At 62.4% G+C, this 15,723-nt stretch carries 13 protein-coding genes; 10 read left to right on the top strand and 3 right to left on the bottom strand.

All coding sequences use genetic code 11. From position 1 onward, the window contains the following. Positions 1 to 126 precede the first annotated feature (126 nt). On the bottom strand, positions 127 to 786 hold the full coding sequence (locus ATY76_RS13530) for a peroxiredoxin (RefSeq protein WP_088675265.1): 660 nt from the start codon (positions 784 to 786) through the stop codon (positions 127 to 129). Between the two features lie 397 nt (positions 787 to 1,183). Between ATY76_RS13530 and ATY76_RS13525 the strand changes: the two genes are divergently transcribed. The 6 genes from ATY76_RS13525 (at position 1,184) to ATY76_RS13500 (ending at position 10,230) form a co-directional block, all read left to right on the top strand. Then, positions 1,184 to 1,771: an ANTAR domain-containing response regulator gene (locus ATY76_RS13525; protein WP_088675264.1), complete on the top strand. Its 588-nt coding sequence runs from the start codon at positions 1,184 to 1,186 to the stop codon at positions 1,769 to 1,771. A gap of 34 nt (positions 1,772 to 1,805) precedes the next feature. Next, on the top strand, positions 1,806 to 3,089 hold the full coding sequence (locus ATY76_RS13520; protein WP_190233649.1) for a CmpA/NrtA family ABC transporter substrate-binding protein: 1,284 nt from the start codon (positions 1,806 to 1,808) through the stop codon (positions 3,087 to 3,089). A 431-nt stretch (positions 3,090 to 3,520) separates the two neighbouring features. Next, a complete protein-coding gene (locus ATY76_RS13515; protein WP_088675262.1) occupies positions 3,521 to 4,762 on the top strand; it encodes a nitrate/nitrite transporter in 1,242 nt (413 codons plus the stop codon). A gap of 19 nt (positions 4,763 to 4,781) precedes the next feature. Continuing rightward, the gene (gene nirB / locus ATY76_RS13510) at positions 4,782 to 7,232 is read left to right on the top strand and encodes a nitrite reductase large subunit NirB (protein WP_088675261.1); all 2,451 of its coding nucleotides are present in this window, start codon (positions 4,782 to 4,784) and stop codon (positions 7,230 to 7,232) included. A 4-nt stretch (positions 7,233 to 7,236) separates the two neighbouring features. Further along, positions 7,237 to 7,572 (top strand): nitrite reductase small subunit NirD, encoded by a 336-nt coding sequence (gene nirD / locus ATY76_RS13505; protein ID WP_190233648.1) that lies wholly within the window; start codon positions 7,237 to 7,239, stop codon positions 7,570 to 7,572. Continuing rightward, positions 7,573 to 10,230 carry a nitrate reductase gene (locus ATY76_RS13500; protein WP_088675259.1) on the top strand — a complete coding sequence of 886 codons (2,658 nt, stop codon included), beginning with the start codon at positions 7,573 to 7,575 and terminating at the stop codon, positions 10,228 to 10,230. 13 nt (positions 10,231 to 10,243) lie between these two features. Here ATY76_RS13500 and ATY76_RS13495 read toward each other — a convergent pair whose 3' ends face one another. Continuing rightward, a complete protein-coding gene (locus tag ATY76_RS13495) occupies positions 10,244 to 10,921 on the bottom strand; it encodes an HAD family hydrolase (protein ID WP_088675258.1) in 678 nt (225 codons plus the stop codon). A gap of 129 nt (positions 10,922 to 11,050) precedes the next feature. Further along, entirely contained in the window at positions 11,051 to 11,368 is a 318-nt protein-coding gene (locus ATY76_RS13490; RefSeq protein ID WP_088675257.1) for a hypothetical protein, read from the bottom strand. 198 nt (positions 11,369 to 11,566) lie between these two features. Between ATY76_RS13490 and ATY76_RS13485 the strand changes: the two genes are divergently transcribed. From ATY76_RS13485 to ATY76_RS13470, 4 genes are all read left to right on the top strand, one after another. After that, the gene (locus ATY76_RS13485; protein ID WP_088675256.1) at positions 11,567 to 11,893 is read left to right on the top strand and encodes a hypothetical protein; all 327 of its coding nucleotides are present in this window, start codon (positions 11,567 to 11,569) and stop codon (positions 11,891 to 11,893) included. A gap of 152 nt (positions 11,894 to 12,045) precedes the next feature. Further along, positions 12,046 to 13,497 (top strand): deoxyribodipyrimidine photo-lyase, encoded by a 1,452-nt coding sequence (locus tag ATY76_RS13480; RefSeq protein WP_088675255.1) that lies wholly within the window; start codon positions 12,046 to 12,048, stop codon positions 13,495 to 13,497. Next, a complete protein-coding gene (locus ATY76_RS13475) occupies positions 13,494 to 14,831 on the top strand; it encodes an FAD-dependent oxidoreductase (RefSeq protein ID WP_088675254.1) in 1,338 nt (445 codons plus the stop codon). The genes ATY76_RS13480 and ATY76_RS13475 overlap by 4 nt, the downstream gene beginning before the upstream one ends. Further along, entirely contained in the window at positions 14,828 to 15,679 is an 852-nt protein-coding gene (locus ATY76_RS13470) for a DUF1365 domain-containing protein (RefSeq protein ID WP_088675253.1), read from the top strand. Before ATY76_RS13475 ends, ATY76_RS13470 begins: the two co-directional genes overlap by 4 nt. Positions 15,680 to 15,723 lie beyond the last annotated feature (44 nt).

Below are 15,723 nucleotides of genomic sequence, written 5' to 3'. Positions count from 1 at the left end.
CTTCCATCGCGACGCCGAACCCTAGATAGCATCGATGAAGACGCGAAGCTTCCCCCTTTCAGCAAGAGCGCACGAAAAAGCCGCCGGGCCAGGGGCCGCGGCGGCTTAAAGTTTTGAACCGGCAAATCAGGCCGTCGGCTGCTTCGTCTTCCTGAGATAGGGCAGAACCGTATCGAAGGAGCCGAACCGGGTGATGGCGTCTTCGTTGGAAACCGCGGCGGTGATGATGACGTCTTCGCCCTGATTCCAGTTCGCCGGCGTCGCCACCTGATGCTTGGCCGTCAGCTGGATGGAATCGATGGCGCGAAGGATCTCGTTGAAATTGCGGCCCGTCGTCATCGGATAGGTGAGGATCAGCTTGATCTTCTTGTCAGGGCCGATGATGAAAACCGAACGCACCGTCGCATTGTCGGCGGGCGTGCGGCCCTCCGAGCTGTCGCCGGCGCCGGCTGGCAGCATGTCGTAAAGCTTGGCGACCTTGAGGTCCTTGTCGCCGATCAGCGGATATTCGACGTCGAAGCCGGTCGCGGTCTTGATGTCGCCCTTCCACTTGGCATGGCTTTCGACAGGATCGACGGAGATGCCGATGATCTTGGCGCCGCGCTTGGAAAATTCTCCCGCAAGACCGGCCATGGCGCCGAGCTCCGTCGTGCAGACGGGCGTGAAATTTTTCGGGTGCGAGAACAGGACGGCCCAGCCGTTGCCGATCCATTCATGGAAACTGATCGGTCCCTGCGTGGTATCGGCGGTAAAGTCGGGAGCGATGTCGTTGATACGTAAGCTCATGGTCGGCCCTCCAAGCCTTTGTTGGGTTTCGTTATCTCAAATGGCGGTCATGGAACGGCCTGCCGCAGAAGTCTTAGAATTGCGATTGTGATAGCATCGGCTGCGAGCAGAAAACTCTCCCATCCCAAGGTTTTCGCTGCATTTCTTTAAAATATATAGCACGAGAACCGAAGGCATGCTCTTTCGATTTACAGGCTGCTTCGGCATTATTTTTCCCGGCCGTCCGGCGCGATCAGAAGACCGCGGTTTGATCGGCTCTGCCAAAACGAGCTGAAGTAGCCAAGAGGCAAGGCGCTCGAAAGCAAGGCAGTATGATTAAATTTTGTGCGAATTTATTTTTGCACACTTTTCGGGCGTATAGCTTGCCAAAATTGCTGCAGCGCGTCATAAATAGGGCATGACGCACCGCGATCTAACAATTCTTGTGATCGACGAAAATGCCATCCGCGCCTCCATCATCGAGGAAGGGCTGCGCGAGGCAGGGCACGCGCGCGTCACCGTTGTGCACGAGGTCAACGGTATCGCGCGCATCATCGAGACGCTCACTCCCGATGTGATCATCATCGACATCGAAAATCCCAACCGAGACATGATGGAACACCTGTTCCAGCTAACACGCACCGTCTCCCGCCCGATCGCAATGTTCGTCGACCGCTCCGATACGGCCTCGATCGAAGCTGCTGTCGATGCAGGCGTCTCGGCCTATATCGTCGACGGGCTGAAGAAGGAACGCGTCAAACCGATCCTCGACATGGCCGTCAGCCGCTTCAACGCTTTCAGCCGGCTGCAGCGGGAGTTGGCCGACGCACGCTCGGCGTTGGAAGAACGCAAGCTGATCGAGCGTGCGAAAGGCATATTGATGAAGATGCGCGGCCTGTCCGAGGAAGAGGCTTTCGCTCTGCTGCGCCAGACGGCGATGAACGAAAAGAAGAAGATGTCGGAAATCGCCCAGAGCGTTGTCACTGCTGCGGGACTTTTGATGTGATGGCCGGCCGCCAAAATTTCCGGAGGAAACCGGAGTGGATATGATGACGAAGACCGCCAGTTCCAGCGGCGGGCTGCCCTCGCCCGCGCATGTCAACAACGAGGGAGCAAAGGTGCTGCGGGCGGGTTTCATTCCGCTCGTCGACGCATCGGTGCTGATCGCGGCGGCGGAATTCGGCTTCGCGCGGAAGGAAGGCCTGACGCTCGATCTCGTCAAGGACGTTTCCTGGGCGAACGTCCGCGATCGGCTGGCGTTTCGCCAGTTCGATATCGCCCATATGCTCTCACCGATGCCCGTCGCCTCCATGCTCGGCCTCGGCTCCAACCCGTCACCGACGATCACGCCCTTTTCCCTCGGGCGCGGCGGTAATGCGATCACGCTGTCGATGCGGCTCTTCGAGAGGATGCGAGACGGCGCCGGGTTGCCGGAAACGGCGAGCGCGCTCGACAGCGCCCATGCGCTTGCGAAGGTGCTGGCAGAGATGAAGGCGCGTGGCGAGCCGCCGCCGACCTTCGGCGTCACCTATCCCTTCTCCTCGCACAATTACGAATTCCGCTACTGGCTGGCCGCCGGCGGCATCGATCCCGACAAGGACGTCAAGCTCGTCGTCGTGCCGCCGCCGCTGACCTCAGACGCATTGGCGGCCGGCGCGATCGAGGGCTTCTGCGTCGGCGCGCCGTGGAACATGATCGCCTCGGAGCGCGGCATCGGCCGCATCGTCGCCGCCAAGCAGGACATCTGGCCGTCAGCCCCGGAAAAAGTCATCGGCATGCGGCCGGACTGGGCGGAAAGCCGTCCGGAAACCGTTTCCCGGCTGATCGTCGCGCTCGATGCGGCAGCCCGCTGGTGCGATCGGCGGGAGAATCATGACGCGCTGGCGGCCGCTCTCGCCGATCCCCGCTATATCGCCGCTCCCGTCGACATCATCCGCCGCGTGCTCGCCGGCGAATTCAGCCTCGACGCCAGCGGCAACCGGCGCGTCATCGCCGATTATTTCCAATTCCATTCCGGTTTCGCCAACTATCCCCGGCCAAGCCAAGCACTATGGATCTACAGCCAGATGATCCGCTGGGGCCAAGCCGAGGCGAGCCTCAACACGGCGCGGGCTGCCGCGTCGGCCTATCGTCCGGATCTCTACCGCGCAGCCCTCGGCGACAACCATGCGCCTGAGGACGCCGACATCCGCATCGAGGGCAGCGATAAAGGCGACCGCTTCATGGACGGCCACGTCTTCGATCCGACACGGCTGCCGGATTATGTCGCAGGTTTTGCCGTCAGAAGCGCCCTGCCCTTCGCTTCCGGCAGCGACGAGATCTGAGCCGTGCCTGCCTGCACAAAACGCCAGCAAGCCCCATCGCAACGCACAAAAGATTTGCACGACTACATGCAGCCTCAAAAACATGCAAATCCTGATTTCCGAAAAACCCTTTTGGATTCAATTGGATGCCACATGTACCGCAAACTGGCATGAGGTTTGCTTCGTTATAAATGCCCCGGTCAATGGCGATCGATGCAGGAAGGGCCCGCGATAGGCGCCCAAAGAGAGTTACAGAGTTTGGTTCTTCGACGTGAAGAGCCGGTTCGCAGATAGGCCGGAAGGCCATGATTCGGCGTCCAACGGCGGGCGCCACCAGCAAAGCCGCTGATCAGGATATTTCGCGCACCTCGTACAGCGCGTCCTGACCAGCGGCTTTTTGTTTTAACCCATAGCGATGGATCGGCACGACCTTGTCGGGCCACGGAGAAGTCATGTCTGTCATCGAGAAAGCGCAGCCCATGTCCGCCGGCGAACCAGCCAAAGCACTGTGGATCTCCACTTTGGCTTTTACCCTCTGTTTTGCCGTCTGGACGATCTTCGCGATCATCGGCATCCGCATCAAGCGGGACCTCGGCTTGAACGAAGCCGAATTCGGATTGCTGGTCGGCACGCCGGTTCTCACCGGTTCGCTGGTTCGCATCGTCCTTGGCATCTGGACAGAGCGTTACGGCGGCCGTCTCATCTACACGCTGACGATGCTCGCAGCCGCGGTGGCAACCTTCCTGCTTTCCTACGCCCAAACCTATCCACAGATGCTGATCGCCGGCCTCGGTGTCGGCCTTGCCGGCGGCTCCTTTGCAGTCGGCGTCGCCTATGTCTCGCCTTTCTTCTCGGCGGAAAAGCAGGGAACGGCGCTCGGCATTTTCGGCGCCGGCAATGTCGGTGCGGCCGTGACCAAATTCGCGGCGCCCTTCGCGCTGATCGCATGGGGATGGCAGGCGGTTGCACAGATCTGGGCCGCCGGTCTGGTGCTCATGGCAATCGTCTTCTGGTTCACCACTACGGATGATCCGGCTTTCCGTCTTCGTCGCGAACGCGGCGTCGCCTCCAAGAGCTTCGCCCAGGAATTCGCACCGCTGCAGAACGTCCAGGTGTGGCGCTTCTCGCTCTACTATTTCTTCGCCTTCGGCGGCTTCGTCGCCCTGTCCTTGTGGCTGCCGCGCTATCTCGTCGGCGTCTACGGCTTCAACCTGGAAACCGCCGGCATGATCGCCGCCGCCTATTCGATCCCCGGCAGCATTTTCCGCGCCTTCGGCGGCGTGCTGTCGGACAAGAAGGGTGCGCGCAGCGTGATGTATGCGATGTTTGCCGTCTCGGCGGTTGCCACCCTCATCCTGTCGTTGCCGGCCACGACAATCACGCCTGTGCTCTTCATCGCCGTCATCTTCGTGCTCGGCTTCTTCATGAGCCTCGGCAAGGCCGCCGTCTACAAGCACATCCCGGCCTACTATCCCGAAAGCGTCGGCGCCGTCGGCGGCATCGTCGGGATGATGGGCGGTCTCGGCGGCTTCATCCTTCCGATCGCCTTCGGCCTGCTCAAGGACATGACCGGCCTCTGGTCCAGCTGCTTCCTGCTGCTCTTTGCGATCGTCGCAATCTCGCTCGTCTGGATGCACCTGTCCGTCAAGCAACTGTCGCGTCGGGCGCACACGGCGCCCGTGGCTGCAACCTAATTTCTAAGGACCTGGAAGTATGACCGAAAAACTCGTCATCATCGGCAATGGCATGGCGCCTGGGCGCATGCTGGAGCACCTCTTGGAGCAGTCGCCCGGACGCTACGAAGTCACGATCTTCAATGCCGAGCCACGCGTCAATTACGACCGCATCATGCTGTCGCCGGTTCTCTCGGGAGAGAAGGACTACGAGCAAATCATCATTCACGGTGACGGCTGGTACATCAAGCACGGCATCATGCTCTACAAGGGCCACAAGATCGTCAACATCGATCGCGCCGCCAAGACGGTCACCTCCGACCACGGCGTTACCGAGAGCTACGACAAGCTGGTGATCGCCACCGGTTCCGTGCCCTTCATCATCCCGGTTCCCGGCAAGGATCTGCCCGGCGTCATCACCTATCGCGATCTCGACGACGTGCAGGCCATGCTGCTTGCCGCCCAGTCGCGCGAAAAGGCGGTCGTCATCGGCGGCGGCCTGCTCGGCCTCGAAGCGGCGGCCGGCCTTGCCCAGCGCGGCATGGACGTCACCGTTCTGCACGTCATGCCGACGCTGATGGAGCGCCAGCTCGATCCGGCCGCCGGCTACCTGCTGCAGAAGGCCGTCGAGGAACGCGGTATCAAGGTCATCTGCAAGGCCAATACCAAGGCGATCATCGGCAATGGCAAGGTCGAAGGCATCGAACTCGACGACGGCCGCATCATTCCGGCAACGCTCGTCGTCATGGCCGTCGGCATTCGTCCGAGCGTCGGCCTGGCGAAGGACGCCGGCCTTGCGGTCAATCGCGGCATCGTCGTCGATGCCGGCATGCAGACTTCGGACGGCGATATCTTTGCGCTCGGCGAATGCGCCGAGGTGGGCGGCATGGTCTACGGCCTCGTCGCGCCGCTTTACGAGATGGCCCGCATTGCCGCCGCGCATCTCTCCGGCGACCGTTCGCCTGCCTTCGTGCATGCGGACACGCCGACCAAGCTCAAGGTCACCGGCATCGAACTCTATTCGCTCGGCGATTTCGCCGACGGCGACGACCGCGAGGAGATCGTGCTGCGCGACGCTTCGGCCGGCGTCTACAAGCGCTTGGTGCTGAAGGACAACAAGATCATCGGCACCGTGCTTTACGGCGAGACCGCCGACGGCGCCTGGTTCAACGACCTGAAGAAGAAAGCGACCGATATTTCCGAGATGCGCGAGACGCTCATCTTCGGACAGGCCTATCAGGGAGGGTCGCCGCTGGACCCTATGGCGGCCGTTGCAGCCTTGCCGGATGACGCGGAGATCTGTGGCTGCAACGGCGTCTGCAAGGGCAAGATCACTTCGACCATCACCAGCAAGGGATTGACGTCGCTCGACGACGTGCGCGCCCATACCAAGGCATCCGCCTCGTGCGGTTCCTGCACCGGCCTCGTCGAACAGCTGATGGCGCTGACGCTCGGCGACGGCTACAATCCGGCCGCCGTCCAGCCGATGTGCACCTGCACCGAACTCGGCCATGACGATGTTCGCCGGCTGATCAAGGCGAAAGGTCTGAAGACCATTCCTGCCGTCATGCAGGAACTGGAATGGAAGACTTCCTGCGGCTGCGCCAAGTGTCGGCCGGCGCTCAATTATTACCTCGTCTGCGACTGGCCGGACGAATATGCCGACGACTACCAGTCGCGTTTCATCAATGAGCGCGTCCACGCCAATATCCAGAAGGACGGCACCTACTCCGTCGTGCCGCGCATGTGGGGCGGCGTCACCAATTCGAACGAGCTGCGCGCCATCGCCGATGTCGTCGACAAGTTCGAGATCCCGATGGTGAAGGTGACGGGCGGCCAGCGTATCGACCTGCTCGGCATCGAGAAGGAAGATCTGCCCGCCGTCTGGGCCGATCTCGGCAAGGCCGGCTTCGTCTCCGGCCAGGCCTATGCCAAGGGCCTGCGGACGGTGAAAACCTGCGTCGGCTCCGACTGGTGCCGCTTCGGCACCCAGGACTCCACCGGCCTCGGTATCCGCATCGAGAAATTCATGTGGGGCTCGTGGACGCCGGCCAAGCTGAAAATGGCCGTGTCCGGCTGCCCGCGCAATTGCGCGGAAGCGACCTGCAAGGATATCGGCGTCATCTGCGTCGATTCCGGTTTCGAGATCCATTTCGCCGGTGCCGCCGGTCTCGACATCAAGGGCACGGAGGTGCTCGGCCTCGTGAAGACCGAGGACGAGGCGCTGGAGCACATCGTGGCGCTGACGCAGATGTACCGCGAGCAGGCCCGCTATCTCGAGCGCATCTACAAATGGGCCAAGCGCGTCGGCCTGGATGAAATCCGCCGCCAGATCATGGACGATGCCGAAAAGCGCAAGGCCTATTACGAGCGCTTCGTCTTCAGCCAGAAATTCGCCCAGGTCGATCCCTGGTCGGAGCGCGTCTCCGGCAAGGACAAGCATGAATTCAAGCCGATGGCGACGATCGGCTATCCGCAGGCTGCCGAGTAAGGAGATGGACATGAATTGGGTTGCAATCGGTGACATCTCCGATATCCCGCTGCGCGGGGCGCGTTGCGTGAAGACGCCGCAGGGCAAGATCGCCGTCTTCCGCACGGCCGAGAACGAAGTCTTCGCCATCGAGGATCACTGCCCGCACAAGGGCGGCCCGCTCTCCCAGGGCATCGTGCATGCCAACGCAGTCACCTGCCCGCTGCACAACTGGGTGATCTCGCTGGAAACCGGCAAGGCGCTCGGCGCCGACGAGGGCGCGGTGCGGACCATACCGGTCCGCAATGAGGACGGCGCTCTCTTCATCGCACTCGAAAGCCTGATGATGGCGGCGGAATAGATGACGGCCGAGGTCAAGACCACCTGTCCCTATTGCGGCGTCGGCTGCGGCGTGATCGCTACGGTCGACGAGGCCGGCGCCGTTAGCGTCAAGGGCGATCCCGAGCATCCGTCGAATTTCGGCCGGCTTTGCTCGAAGGGCTCGGCACTCGCCGAAACCATCGATCTCGACGGCCGGCTTCTCTATCCCGAGATCGCGGGTGAGCGGAGCGGTTGGGACGAGGTGCTTGACCTCGTTGCGAAGCGTTTCTCCGAAACGATCGCCGAACACGGGCCTGACGCGGTTGCCTTCTACGTCTCCGGCCAGTTGCTGACCGAAGACTATTACATCGCCAACAAGCTGATGAAGGGCTTCATCGGCTCGGCCAATATCGACACCAATTCAAGGCTCTGCATGTCCTCGTCGGTCGCGGGGCATCGCCGCGCTTTCGGCGCCGATACGGTACCCGGGACCTATGAGGATATCGAACTCGCCGATCTCGTGGTACTGACTGGCTCCAACCTTGCCTGGTGCCATCCCGTCATCTACCAGCGGCTTGCCGCGGCAAAAGCGGCGCGGCCCAGCATGCGGATCGTCGTCATCGATCCGCGCCGGACGATGACATGCGACATTGCCGATCTGCATCTGGCAATCCGCCCGGACGGCGACGTCGCGCTGTTCATGGGTCTGCTTGCCCATCTCGCGACAAGCCCTGCGATCGACCAGAACTATATTGCCGCTCATACCGAAGGTTTCGCCGAAGCTTTTGCCGCGGCTGCAGCACTCGATATCAACGATCTCCTGGAACGGACCGGCCTGCCGACCATGCAGATCCGGGAGTTCTTCCGGCTGTTCGAAACGACGCAAAAAGTGGTGACCTGCTACAGCCAGGGCGTCAACCAATCGTCCTCCGGCACCGACAAGGTCAATGCCATCCTCAACTGTCATCTGGCGACCGGCCGCATCGGCCGCCCGGGCATGGGACCGTTCTCGCTGACCGGCCAGCCGAATGCCATGGGCGGGCGCGAGGTCGGCGGTCTCGCCAACATGCTTGCCGCCCACATGGCGATCGAGAATGCCGATGATCGGGACCGCGTGCAGCGTTTCTGGAAATCGCCTGTTATCGCCGCCAAGCCCGGCCTGAAGGCGGTCGACATGTTCCGCGCAGTGGCAGACGGCCGCATCAAGGCGCTCTGGATCATGGCCACCAATCCTGTTGTCTCGATGCCGGATGCCGACAACGTCGAAAGTGCGATCGCCGCCTGTCCGTTCGTCGTCGTCTCCGACATCCTGAAAGAGACGGATACGAGCCGGCACGCGCATGTGCTTCTGCCCTCGCTCGGCTGGGGCGAGAAAAACGGCACCGTCACCAATTCCGAACGGCGCATTTCAAGGCAGCGCCCCTTCCTCGACACACCAGGCGAGGCGAAGGCCGACTGGTGGCAGCTTGCGGAAGTCGCCCGCCGCATGGGCTTTGACGCCGCCTTCGACTTCGATGCGCCGGTCGAGATCTTCGCGGAACATGCCGCCCTTTCCGCCTTCGAAAATAACGGCAGCCGCGATTTCGATATCGGCGCCCGCGCCGATATCGCCGGCGGCGCCTATGATGCGCTGTCACCTTTCCAGTGGCCGCAGGCGGCAGAAGCAGAACCCGGCGTCACCCGTTTCTTCGCCGAAGGCGGGTTCTACCATGCCGACCGCAAGGCGCGCTTCGTCGCGGTGGCGCCGCCCGCAACGGATCGCACCAGTGCCGATTTCCCTTTCACGATGAACACAGGACGCATTCGCGACCAGTGGCATACGATGACGCGGACGGGAAAGAGCGCGCGGCTGTCGGCTCATATCGCCGAGCCTTTCGCAGAAATCCATCCGCGCGATGCGATGGAGACCGGCATATCGAGCGCCGGTCTGGTGGAGATCGAGAGCCCCCATGGCAAGGCCATCGTCCGCGCCCTGGTGACCGATCGCCAGGCGCGCGGCGGCATCTTCGCGCCGATGCACTGGAACGACCAGTTCGCGGCAAAAGCGCGGATCGACGCGCTTGTCGCGCCGATCACCGACCCCTTTTCCGGGCAGCCGGCTTCCAAGAACGTCGCCGTCGCCTTTCGCCCCTTCCGCGCCAGCCATTACGGTTTCGCAGTCTCGGCGGTAAAACCCGCCACGCCGGACGCCTGCTATTGGGCCGTGGCGAAGGCCGTTGGCGGCTGGAGGCTGGAGCTTGCTTTCGGTGAACCCGTCGACGACTGGGTGGCCTGGTGCCGCGCGGTTTTCGCCATTCCCGACGACATCGAACCGCTCGGTTATGCCGACCGGCAATCGGGCGATCTCAGGCTTGCTTTCTTCGACGGCGAAACGCTGCTTGCCGCGCTCTTTCTCGCGCGTGAACCGGTCGCCGTGGCGCGCAACTGGGCGATCTCGCAGCTCACCGCCTCGCATGGCGATTTGAGGAAACGCTTTGCGCTCGTCGCAGGCCGCCCCGGGGCCGGCAGGCCGGATCCGGGTGCGACCGTCTGCTCGTGCTTCAGCGTCGGGGTCAATCAGATCGCAGCTGCCGTGCGCGGTGGATGCCATAGCGTCGAGGCGGTCGGCAAGGAAACCAGCGCCGGAACCAATTGCGGCTCCTGCCGCAGCGAAATCGGCAGGATCATCGACCGCTGTCTTGCCGCAGCTGCGGAGTGATGCGACGCTCGGCTCAGGCCGCGTTCGGGACGATCAGCATTCCACGGTCGCCTGAGATGCGGATCGAGATCTCGTCATAGGATGCGAAGGTCGGATGCGGCGTCTCCATCTTCTGGTGATGGGTTGCCGTGACGACCATGACGTCGGCGCCGGCCGCCTCGCCGGCGAGGATGCCGGCTGCGACATCCTCGAACACCAGGCAATCCCGCGGGCTGACGCCGAGGCGTTCGGCGCCGAGAATATAACATTGCGGATCGGGTTTTCCGACTTTGACGTCCTCCGCCGTCACCATGAATTTCGGCCGCGGCAAGCCTGCCGCCTCCAGCCGCCGGTGCGCCAGGCGCAGGGGTGAGGAGGTCACGATCGCCCAGCGGTCCGGCGGCAGCGAACTCAGAAATGCCGCGGCACCCGAAATGGGAACGACGTCGCTGACATCGGCGATCTCAGCCTCGGTCACCAATTTTGCTTCATGTTCGGGATCGACGCCGGGCAGGTCCAGCCGGGTAATCGTATCGATGCCGCGCGACCCGTGCATCTTCGGCAGGAATTCAGCGACATCCAGACCATGACGTCTTGCCCAGTCGCCCCAAGCGCGTTCGGCCGCATGGATCGAATTGAGGATGGTGCCGTCCATATCGAACAGGAAGGCGGCATAAGGCTTCTCGAAGCCGCGGGGCATCGGTAGGGACAAAGGCGGATCCTTTTGGGAAGAGCATCGGATGGGTGTCGCTGTCGCCCGATCAAACGGCAAATCAGTGGCTTTTGCAAGTTTTCGAAAAGAACGGCGATAACCGCCTTGCGAAGAGGCAGCCTGCTTCGCTTAGAAAGCCGCCATGTCTGAAGTAGCGATCAAGTCGCAGGAGAGGCGAAGGCCGATCCGGTCGTGACAGAGTTCAGCGGCGCCGTCGGCGAGTTTCAGTTCGTCCGGAGCGTCGGCCCGCAGATAGGCCTGGGCGGCCGGATCGACACGTGTGGGGACGGCGGTCCAAAGCGAGGGGCGGCTGATGTCGAGCGCGGATATGCCGGCCTTTTCGTCGTTCAGGGTGCAGGAGGCGATCGCCATGCCGCTTGCCGTGAAGGCGATGGCAAGGGCGATCTGGAGACAGAGATCTGCGGCCTCGCGCAGGGAAACGAACATTGCGGCCTCATGCTGCGGAATTGACGTTCATCCTCCACTACGGCAGGGCGCGGCGGTGATCCAGCGGCTTCGGCCGTTAAGGTTTATGCGTAACCATGCAATGTCCGCGTGCAGGTTTTTCAGAAATTTCGGAACAATGGTTCCAAAGGGCGGTTACCCAAAGGTCATCCAAGATAAAAATCAAAGGAGGATATCCTCATGACCAAATCCCTTGTTGCCGCCTCGCTGCTGGCGATCGGCATGGCATCGTCGGCCTTTGCTCAGTCGAACCCCGATCCCATCGGGCCGACCAATGGCGGCTCGACCGATCCGAGTTCGGGTAATTATTCGTCGGATTACACCAACAGCGACAATGGCATGCATCCCGTGCAGGTCGCTCCGGTCGACCCGACCACGACACAGAGCATCGGCCGACCGCAATCGATGGAATGCCCCGGCATGCCTCAGCAGATGTCCGGCGTCGACACTCGCGGCGGCCAGAGCGGCGCATCGATCAGCGAAGCTTGCCGAGAATACGACAACTGAGCAGGCCGATGGCCGCTTGCTTGAAAAGGCCGGTTCACGCCGGCCTTTTTTTCGTCCCGACAGAAATGAAAATCACCCCTTTCCGATGAAACTTTTGATCCGGGCGTCCCGTACATCCGTACGATGTCGCACAAACACGGGGAACGGCTTCATTGGCAAAGGACACGCCCAAACCGGTTATTCTATGGTTTCGTAAGGACTTGCGTCTCGACGACAACCGGGCTCTCAACGCCGCCCACATCTCAGGGCGGCCGATCATCCCGCTTTATATAAGGGAACCGGAGGGGACGGGCGCAGCACCGCTCGGGGCAGCGCAGGCATGGTGGCTGCACCATTCGCTCGAAGCACTCGATAAGTCGCTGCGCAAGCGGCACGGACGGTTGCTGCTGGCAAGCGGCCAGCCGCTCGAGGTGCTGCGCGCCCTTATCAAGCATACCGGCGCGGAAGCTATCTTCTGGAATAGGCGCTACGATCCGCCGGGAGTGGCCATCGACATCGAGGTCAAGGCCGAGCTGGAAATGCAGGCGGTCGAGGCGAGAAGCTTTGGCGGCCAGCTTCTCCATGAACCGTCCAGGCTGATGACGGGCAGCGACACGCCCTATCGCGTCTATACTCCGTTCCGGCGCGCGCTGGAGAGCGCCGGCGAACCGGAGCCGCCGCTGAACGCGCCGTCCAAACTTCGGCTGGCATCAGGGCTTCCCGCATCGGAAAGTCTGGAGCGCTGGAAGCTGCTGCCGGGAAAGCCGAACTGGGCAAGGGATTTTGCCGATCTCTGGACGCCGGGCGAACAGGGTGCGCAGGAGAGGCTCACCGCCTTCGTCGAGGAGGCGCTCGACGGTTACAAGGAAAACCGCGACTTTCCCGCCAAGCAGGCGACATCCATGCTGTCGCCGCATCTGGCGCTCGGCGAGATCTCCCCTGCCCGCATTTGGGATGCGACCCGCGGCCTGTCGAAACGAGTACCAACGGCCGACATCGTGCATTTCCGCAAGGAGATTGCCTGGCGCGAATTCTCCTATCACCTGCTCTTTCATTTCCCGCGCCTTGCCTCCGCCAATTGGAACGATCGCTTCGACGGCTTCGAATGGCGCAACGACGACGCGGATTTCGAAGCATGGAGGCGCGGCATGACCGGCTATCCCATCGTCGATGCCGGCATGCGCCAGCTCTGGCGTCATGGCTGGATGCACAATCGCGTGCGGATGATCGTCGCCTCCTTCCTCATCAAGGACCTGATGATCGACTGGCGCCGGGGCGAAGCGTGGTTCCGGGATACGCTGGTCGACGCCGATCCGGCCAACAATGCGGCGAGCTGGCAATGGGTGGCCGGCTCGGGAGCGGACGCCTCGCCGTTCTTCCGCATCTTCAACCCGGTGCTGCAGGGCGAGAAATTCGATCCCGACGGCGATTACGTCAGGTCTTATGTGCCGGAGCTCGGCACGCTCGGCGCGAAATACCTTCACCGGCCGTTCGAGGCGCCGAAGAGCGCACTCGACGCGGCCGGCATCATCCTGGGCGAAAGCTACCCGAAACCGATCGTCGATCACGCCCATGCCCGCAACCGGGCGCTTGCGGCCTATAAAGCGACGAGGGACGCCGCATGAACGCGCATTTTCGCCCCGCTCCGCGCCGGCTGAAGATCGCGGTGATCGGCTCCGGCATCTCGGGAGCCTCTGCGGCCTGGGCGCTGAACCCCGTGCACGACGTGACGCTCTTCGAAAGCCAGGCGCGGGCGGGCGGCCATACGGCGACGGTCGATGTGGAATACGACGGGTTTCGGATTGCCGTCGATACCGGCTTCATCGTCTACAATGAAGCGAACTATCCCAATCTGACGGCGCTCTTTGCCGAACTCGGCATCACCACGCATGCGAGCGACATGAGCTTTTCGCTCTCGCTCGACCGCGGCAAACTGGAATGGAGCGGCGGTGGGCTGCTCTCGGTCTTCGCGCAGAAGCGCAATCTGCTGCGGCCGTCCTTCCTATGGATGATCCGCGAGATCCTGCGCTTCAACCGCATGTGCCTCGAAGACCGGGCCGCCGGCCATCTCGCCTCGCGCTCGCTCGGCGACTATCTCGACTGGCGCGGTTTCTCGCCCGGCTTCACCAATAATTATCTCGTGCCGATGGCGGCGGCGATCTGGTCGACGCCGTCGGCCCGCATGCTGCAGTTTCCAGCCGAGCACTTCGTCAACTTCTTCGACAATCACCGGCTGATCTATCGCCGACAGCAACAGTGGCGCACGGTGACCGGCGGCAGCCGAACCTATCTCGATCGGCTGCTCCAGCCGCTTGGTGAGCGGGTGAAGCTTTCCTGCGGCATGCGCGGGGCGATACGCTCAGAAGATGGCGTCAAGCTCATCGACGAAAGCGGCGGTGAACGCCTGTTCGACAAGGTGATCTTCGCCTGCCACAGCGATCAGACGGCACGTTTGCTCGCCGATGCCACGCACCAGGAAAGCAGGCTGCTTGCCGCGATCCCCTACCAGCCAAACCGCGTCGTCCTTCACCGCGATGAGGCGCTGATGCCGCAACGACGCAAGGTCTGGGCCTCCTGGAACTATCTGCGCTCCAGCCATGAGGATGGAAAGGCAGGCGTCGCCGTGACCTACTGGATGAACCGGCTGCAGGAGATCGATCCCAAGTTTCCGTTGTTCGTGACGCTCAATCCGGACCGCGAGCCGGACGCCGGCAAGGTATTTGCGGAATTCACCTATGAGCACCCGCAATTTTCGGCCGAAGCCATGGCGGCGCAACGGACGCTCGCCGCCATTCAGGGGCAGAATAACTGCTACTTCGCCGGCGCCTGGACGGGATATGGATTCCACGAGGACGGGCTCGTATCCGGCCTTGCGGCGGCCGAGGCCCTGGGCGGGAGCATCCCTTGGCGGGCCGCACGGCCGCTCACCTGCGAACCCCAGCCGGAGGTGGCGGCATGAGCGGGCGAGGCAAAAGGCAGGGCGTTAGCGTCACCGGTAACGGCCCGCCGCCGGATGCCGCGGCGGCACTCTACGCCGGCGACATCATGCATCAACGGATGAAACCCTTCGGCCATCGCTTCCGCTATCGGGTATTCTCTTTGCTTATCGATCTCGACCGGCTGGACGAGGCCGGCCGTCTGTCGGCCTTGTTTTCCGTCAACCGGCGCAATCTCGTCTCGTTTCATGAGAAAGACCATGCCGATGACGAGAGCCTAACGCTGCGCGCCTATGCCGACCGGCTGCTCGCCGCGCCAGGCCTCGATCGGGCGGCAAGGATATTGCTCGTCTGCTATCCCCGCATCATCGGTTATGTCTTCAACCCGCTCTCCGTCTACCATGCCTATGATGCCGATGGCGGCCTCATCGCGATGATCTACGAGGTGCGCAACACCTTTGGCGAGAGGCATAGCTACGTCTGTCCGGTTGGCCGTGGCGAGATTTGGGAGGGCGGACTTCGCCAGAGCTGCGACAAGCGCTTCCACGTCTCGCCTTTCATCGGCATGGCTGCGCGCTATCATTTCCGTATGCTGCCGCCCGGGGCGGAAATCCGCTGGCGCATCCTCGAAACCGACAGCGAAGGCCCGCTCCTCTCGGCGACATTTTCCGGACGGCAGCTTCCCTTGACCAATGCCTCGCTGCTGGCGCTGACGGCGCGCATCCCCTTCCTCACTTTCAAGATCGTGGCGGGTATCCACTGGGAGGCGCTGAAACTCTGGCTGAAAGGCATGCGTTATATCAGGCGCCCCGTGCCTCCGCCTGCCGTCAGCGTCCACCGCCCCCCGCCGCTTGCGGAGGCGGCGGAATGACATTAGCTTTCTCTACAATGGCCGGAGGCCGCCCGAGAACATCG

The sequence above is a fragment of the Rhizobium sp. R339 genome, from assembly GCF_002211395.1.
GTDB lineage: Bacteria > Pseudomonadota > Alphaproteobacteria > Rhizobiales > Rhizobiaceae > Rhizobium.
This window is presented reverse-complemented; position numbering and strand designations above follow the sequence as displayed.

Coding starts and splice junctions, on each gene's coding strand:
- ATY76_RS13530 (WP_088675265.1), bottom strand. CDS start 786: ATGAGCTTACGTATCAACGACATCGCTCCCGACTTTACCGCCGATACC.
- ATY76_RS13525 (WP_088675264.1), top strand. CDS start 1,184: ATGACGCACCGCGATCTAACAATTCTTGTGATCGACGAAAATGCCATC.
- ATY76_RS13515 (WP_088675262.1), top strand. CDS start 3,521: ATGTCTGTCATCGAGAAAGCGCAGCCCATGTCCGCCGGCGAACCAGCC.
- nirB (WP_088675261.1), top strand. CDS start 4,782: ATGACCGAAAAACTCGTCATCATCGGCAATGGCATGGCGCCTGGGCGC.
- nirD (WP_190233648.1), top strand. CDS start 7,237: ATGGACATGAATTGGGTTGCAATCGGTGACATCTCCGATATCCCGCTG.
- ATY76_RS13500 (WP_088675259.1), top strand. CDS start 7,573: ATGACGGCCGAGGTCAAGACCACCTGTCCCTATTGCGGCGTCGGCTGC.
- ATY76_RS13490 (WP_088675257.1), bottom strand. CDS start 11,368: ATGTTCGTTTCCCTGCGCGAGGCCGCAGATCTCTGTCTCCAGATCGCC.
- ATY76_RS13485 (WP_088675256.1), top strand. CDS start 11,567: ATGACCAAATCCCTTGTTGCCGCCTCGCTGCTGGCGATCGGCATGGCA.
- ATY76_RS13475 (WP_088675254.1), top strand. CDS start 13,494: ATGAACGCGCATTTTCGCCCCGCTCCGCGCCGGCTGAAGATCGCGGTG.
- ATY76_RS13470 (WP_088675253.1), top strand. CDS start 14,828: ATGAGCGGGCGAGGCAAAAGGCAGGGCGTTAGCGTCACCGGTAACGGC.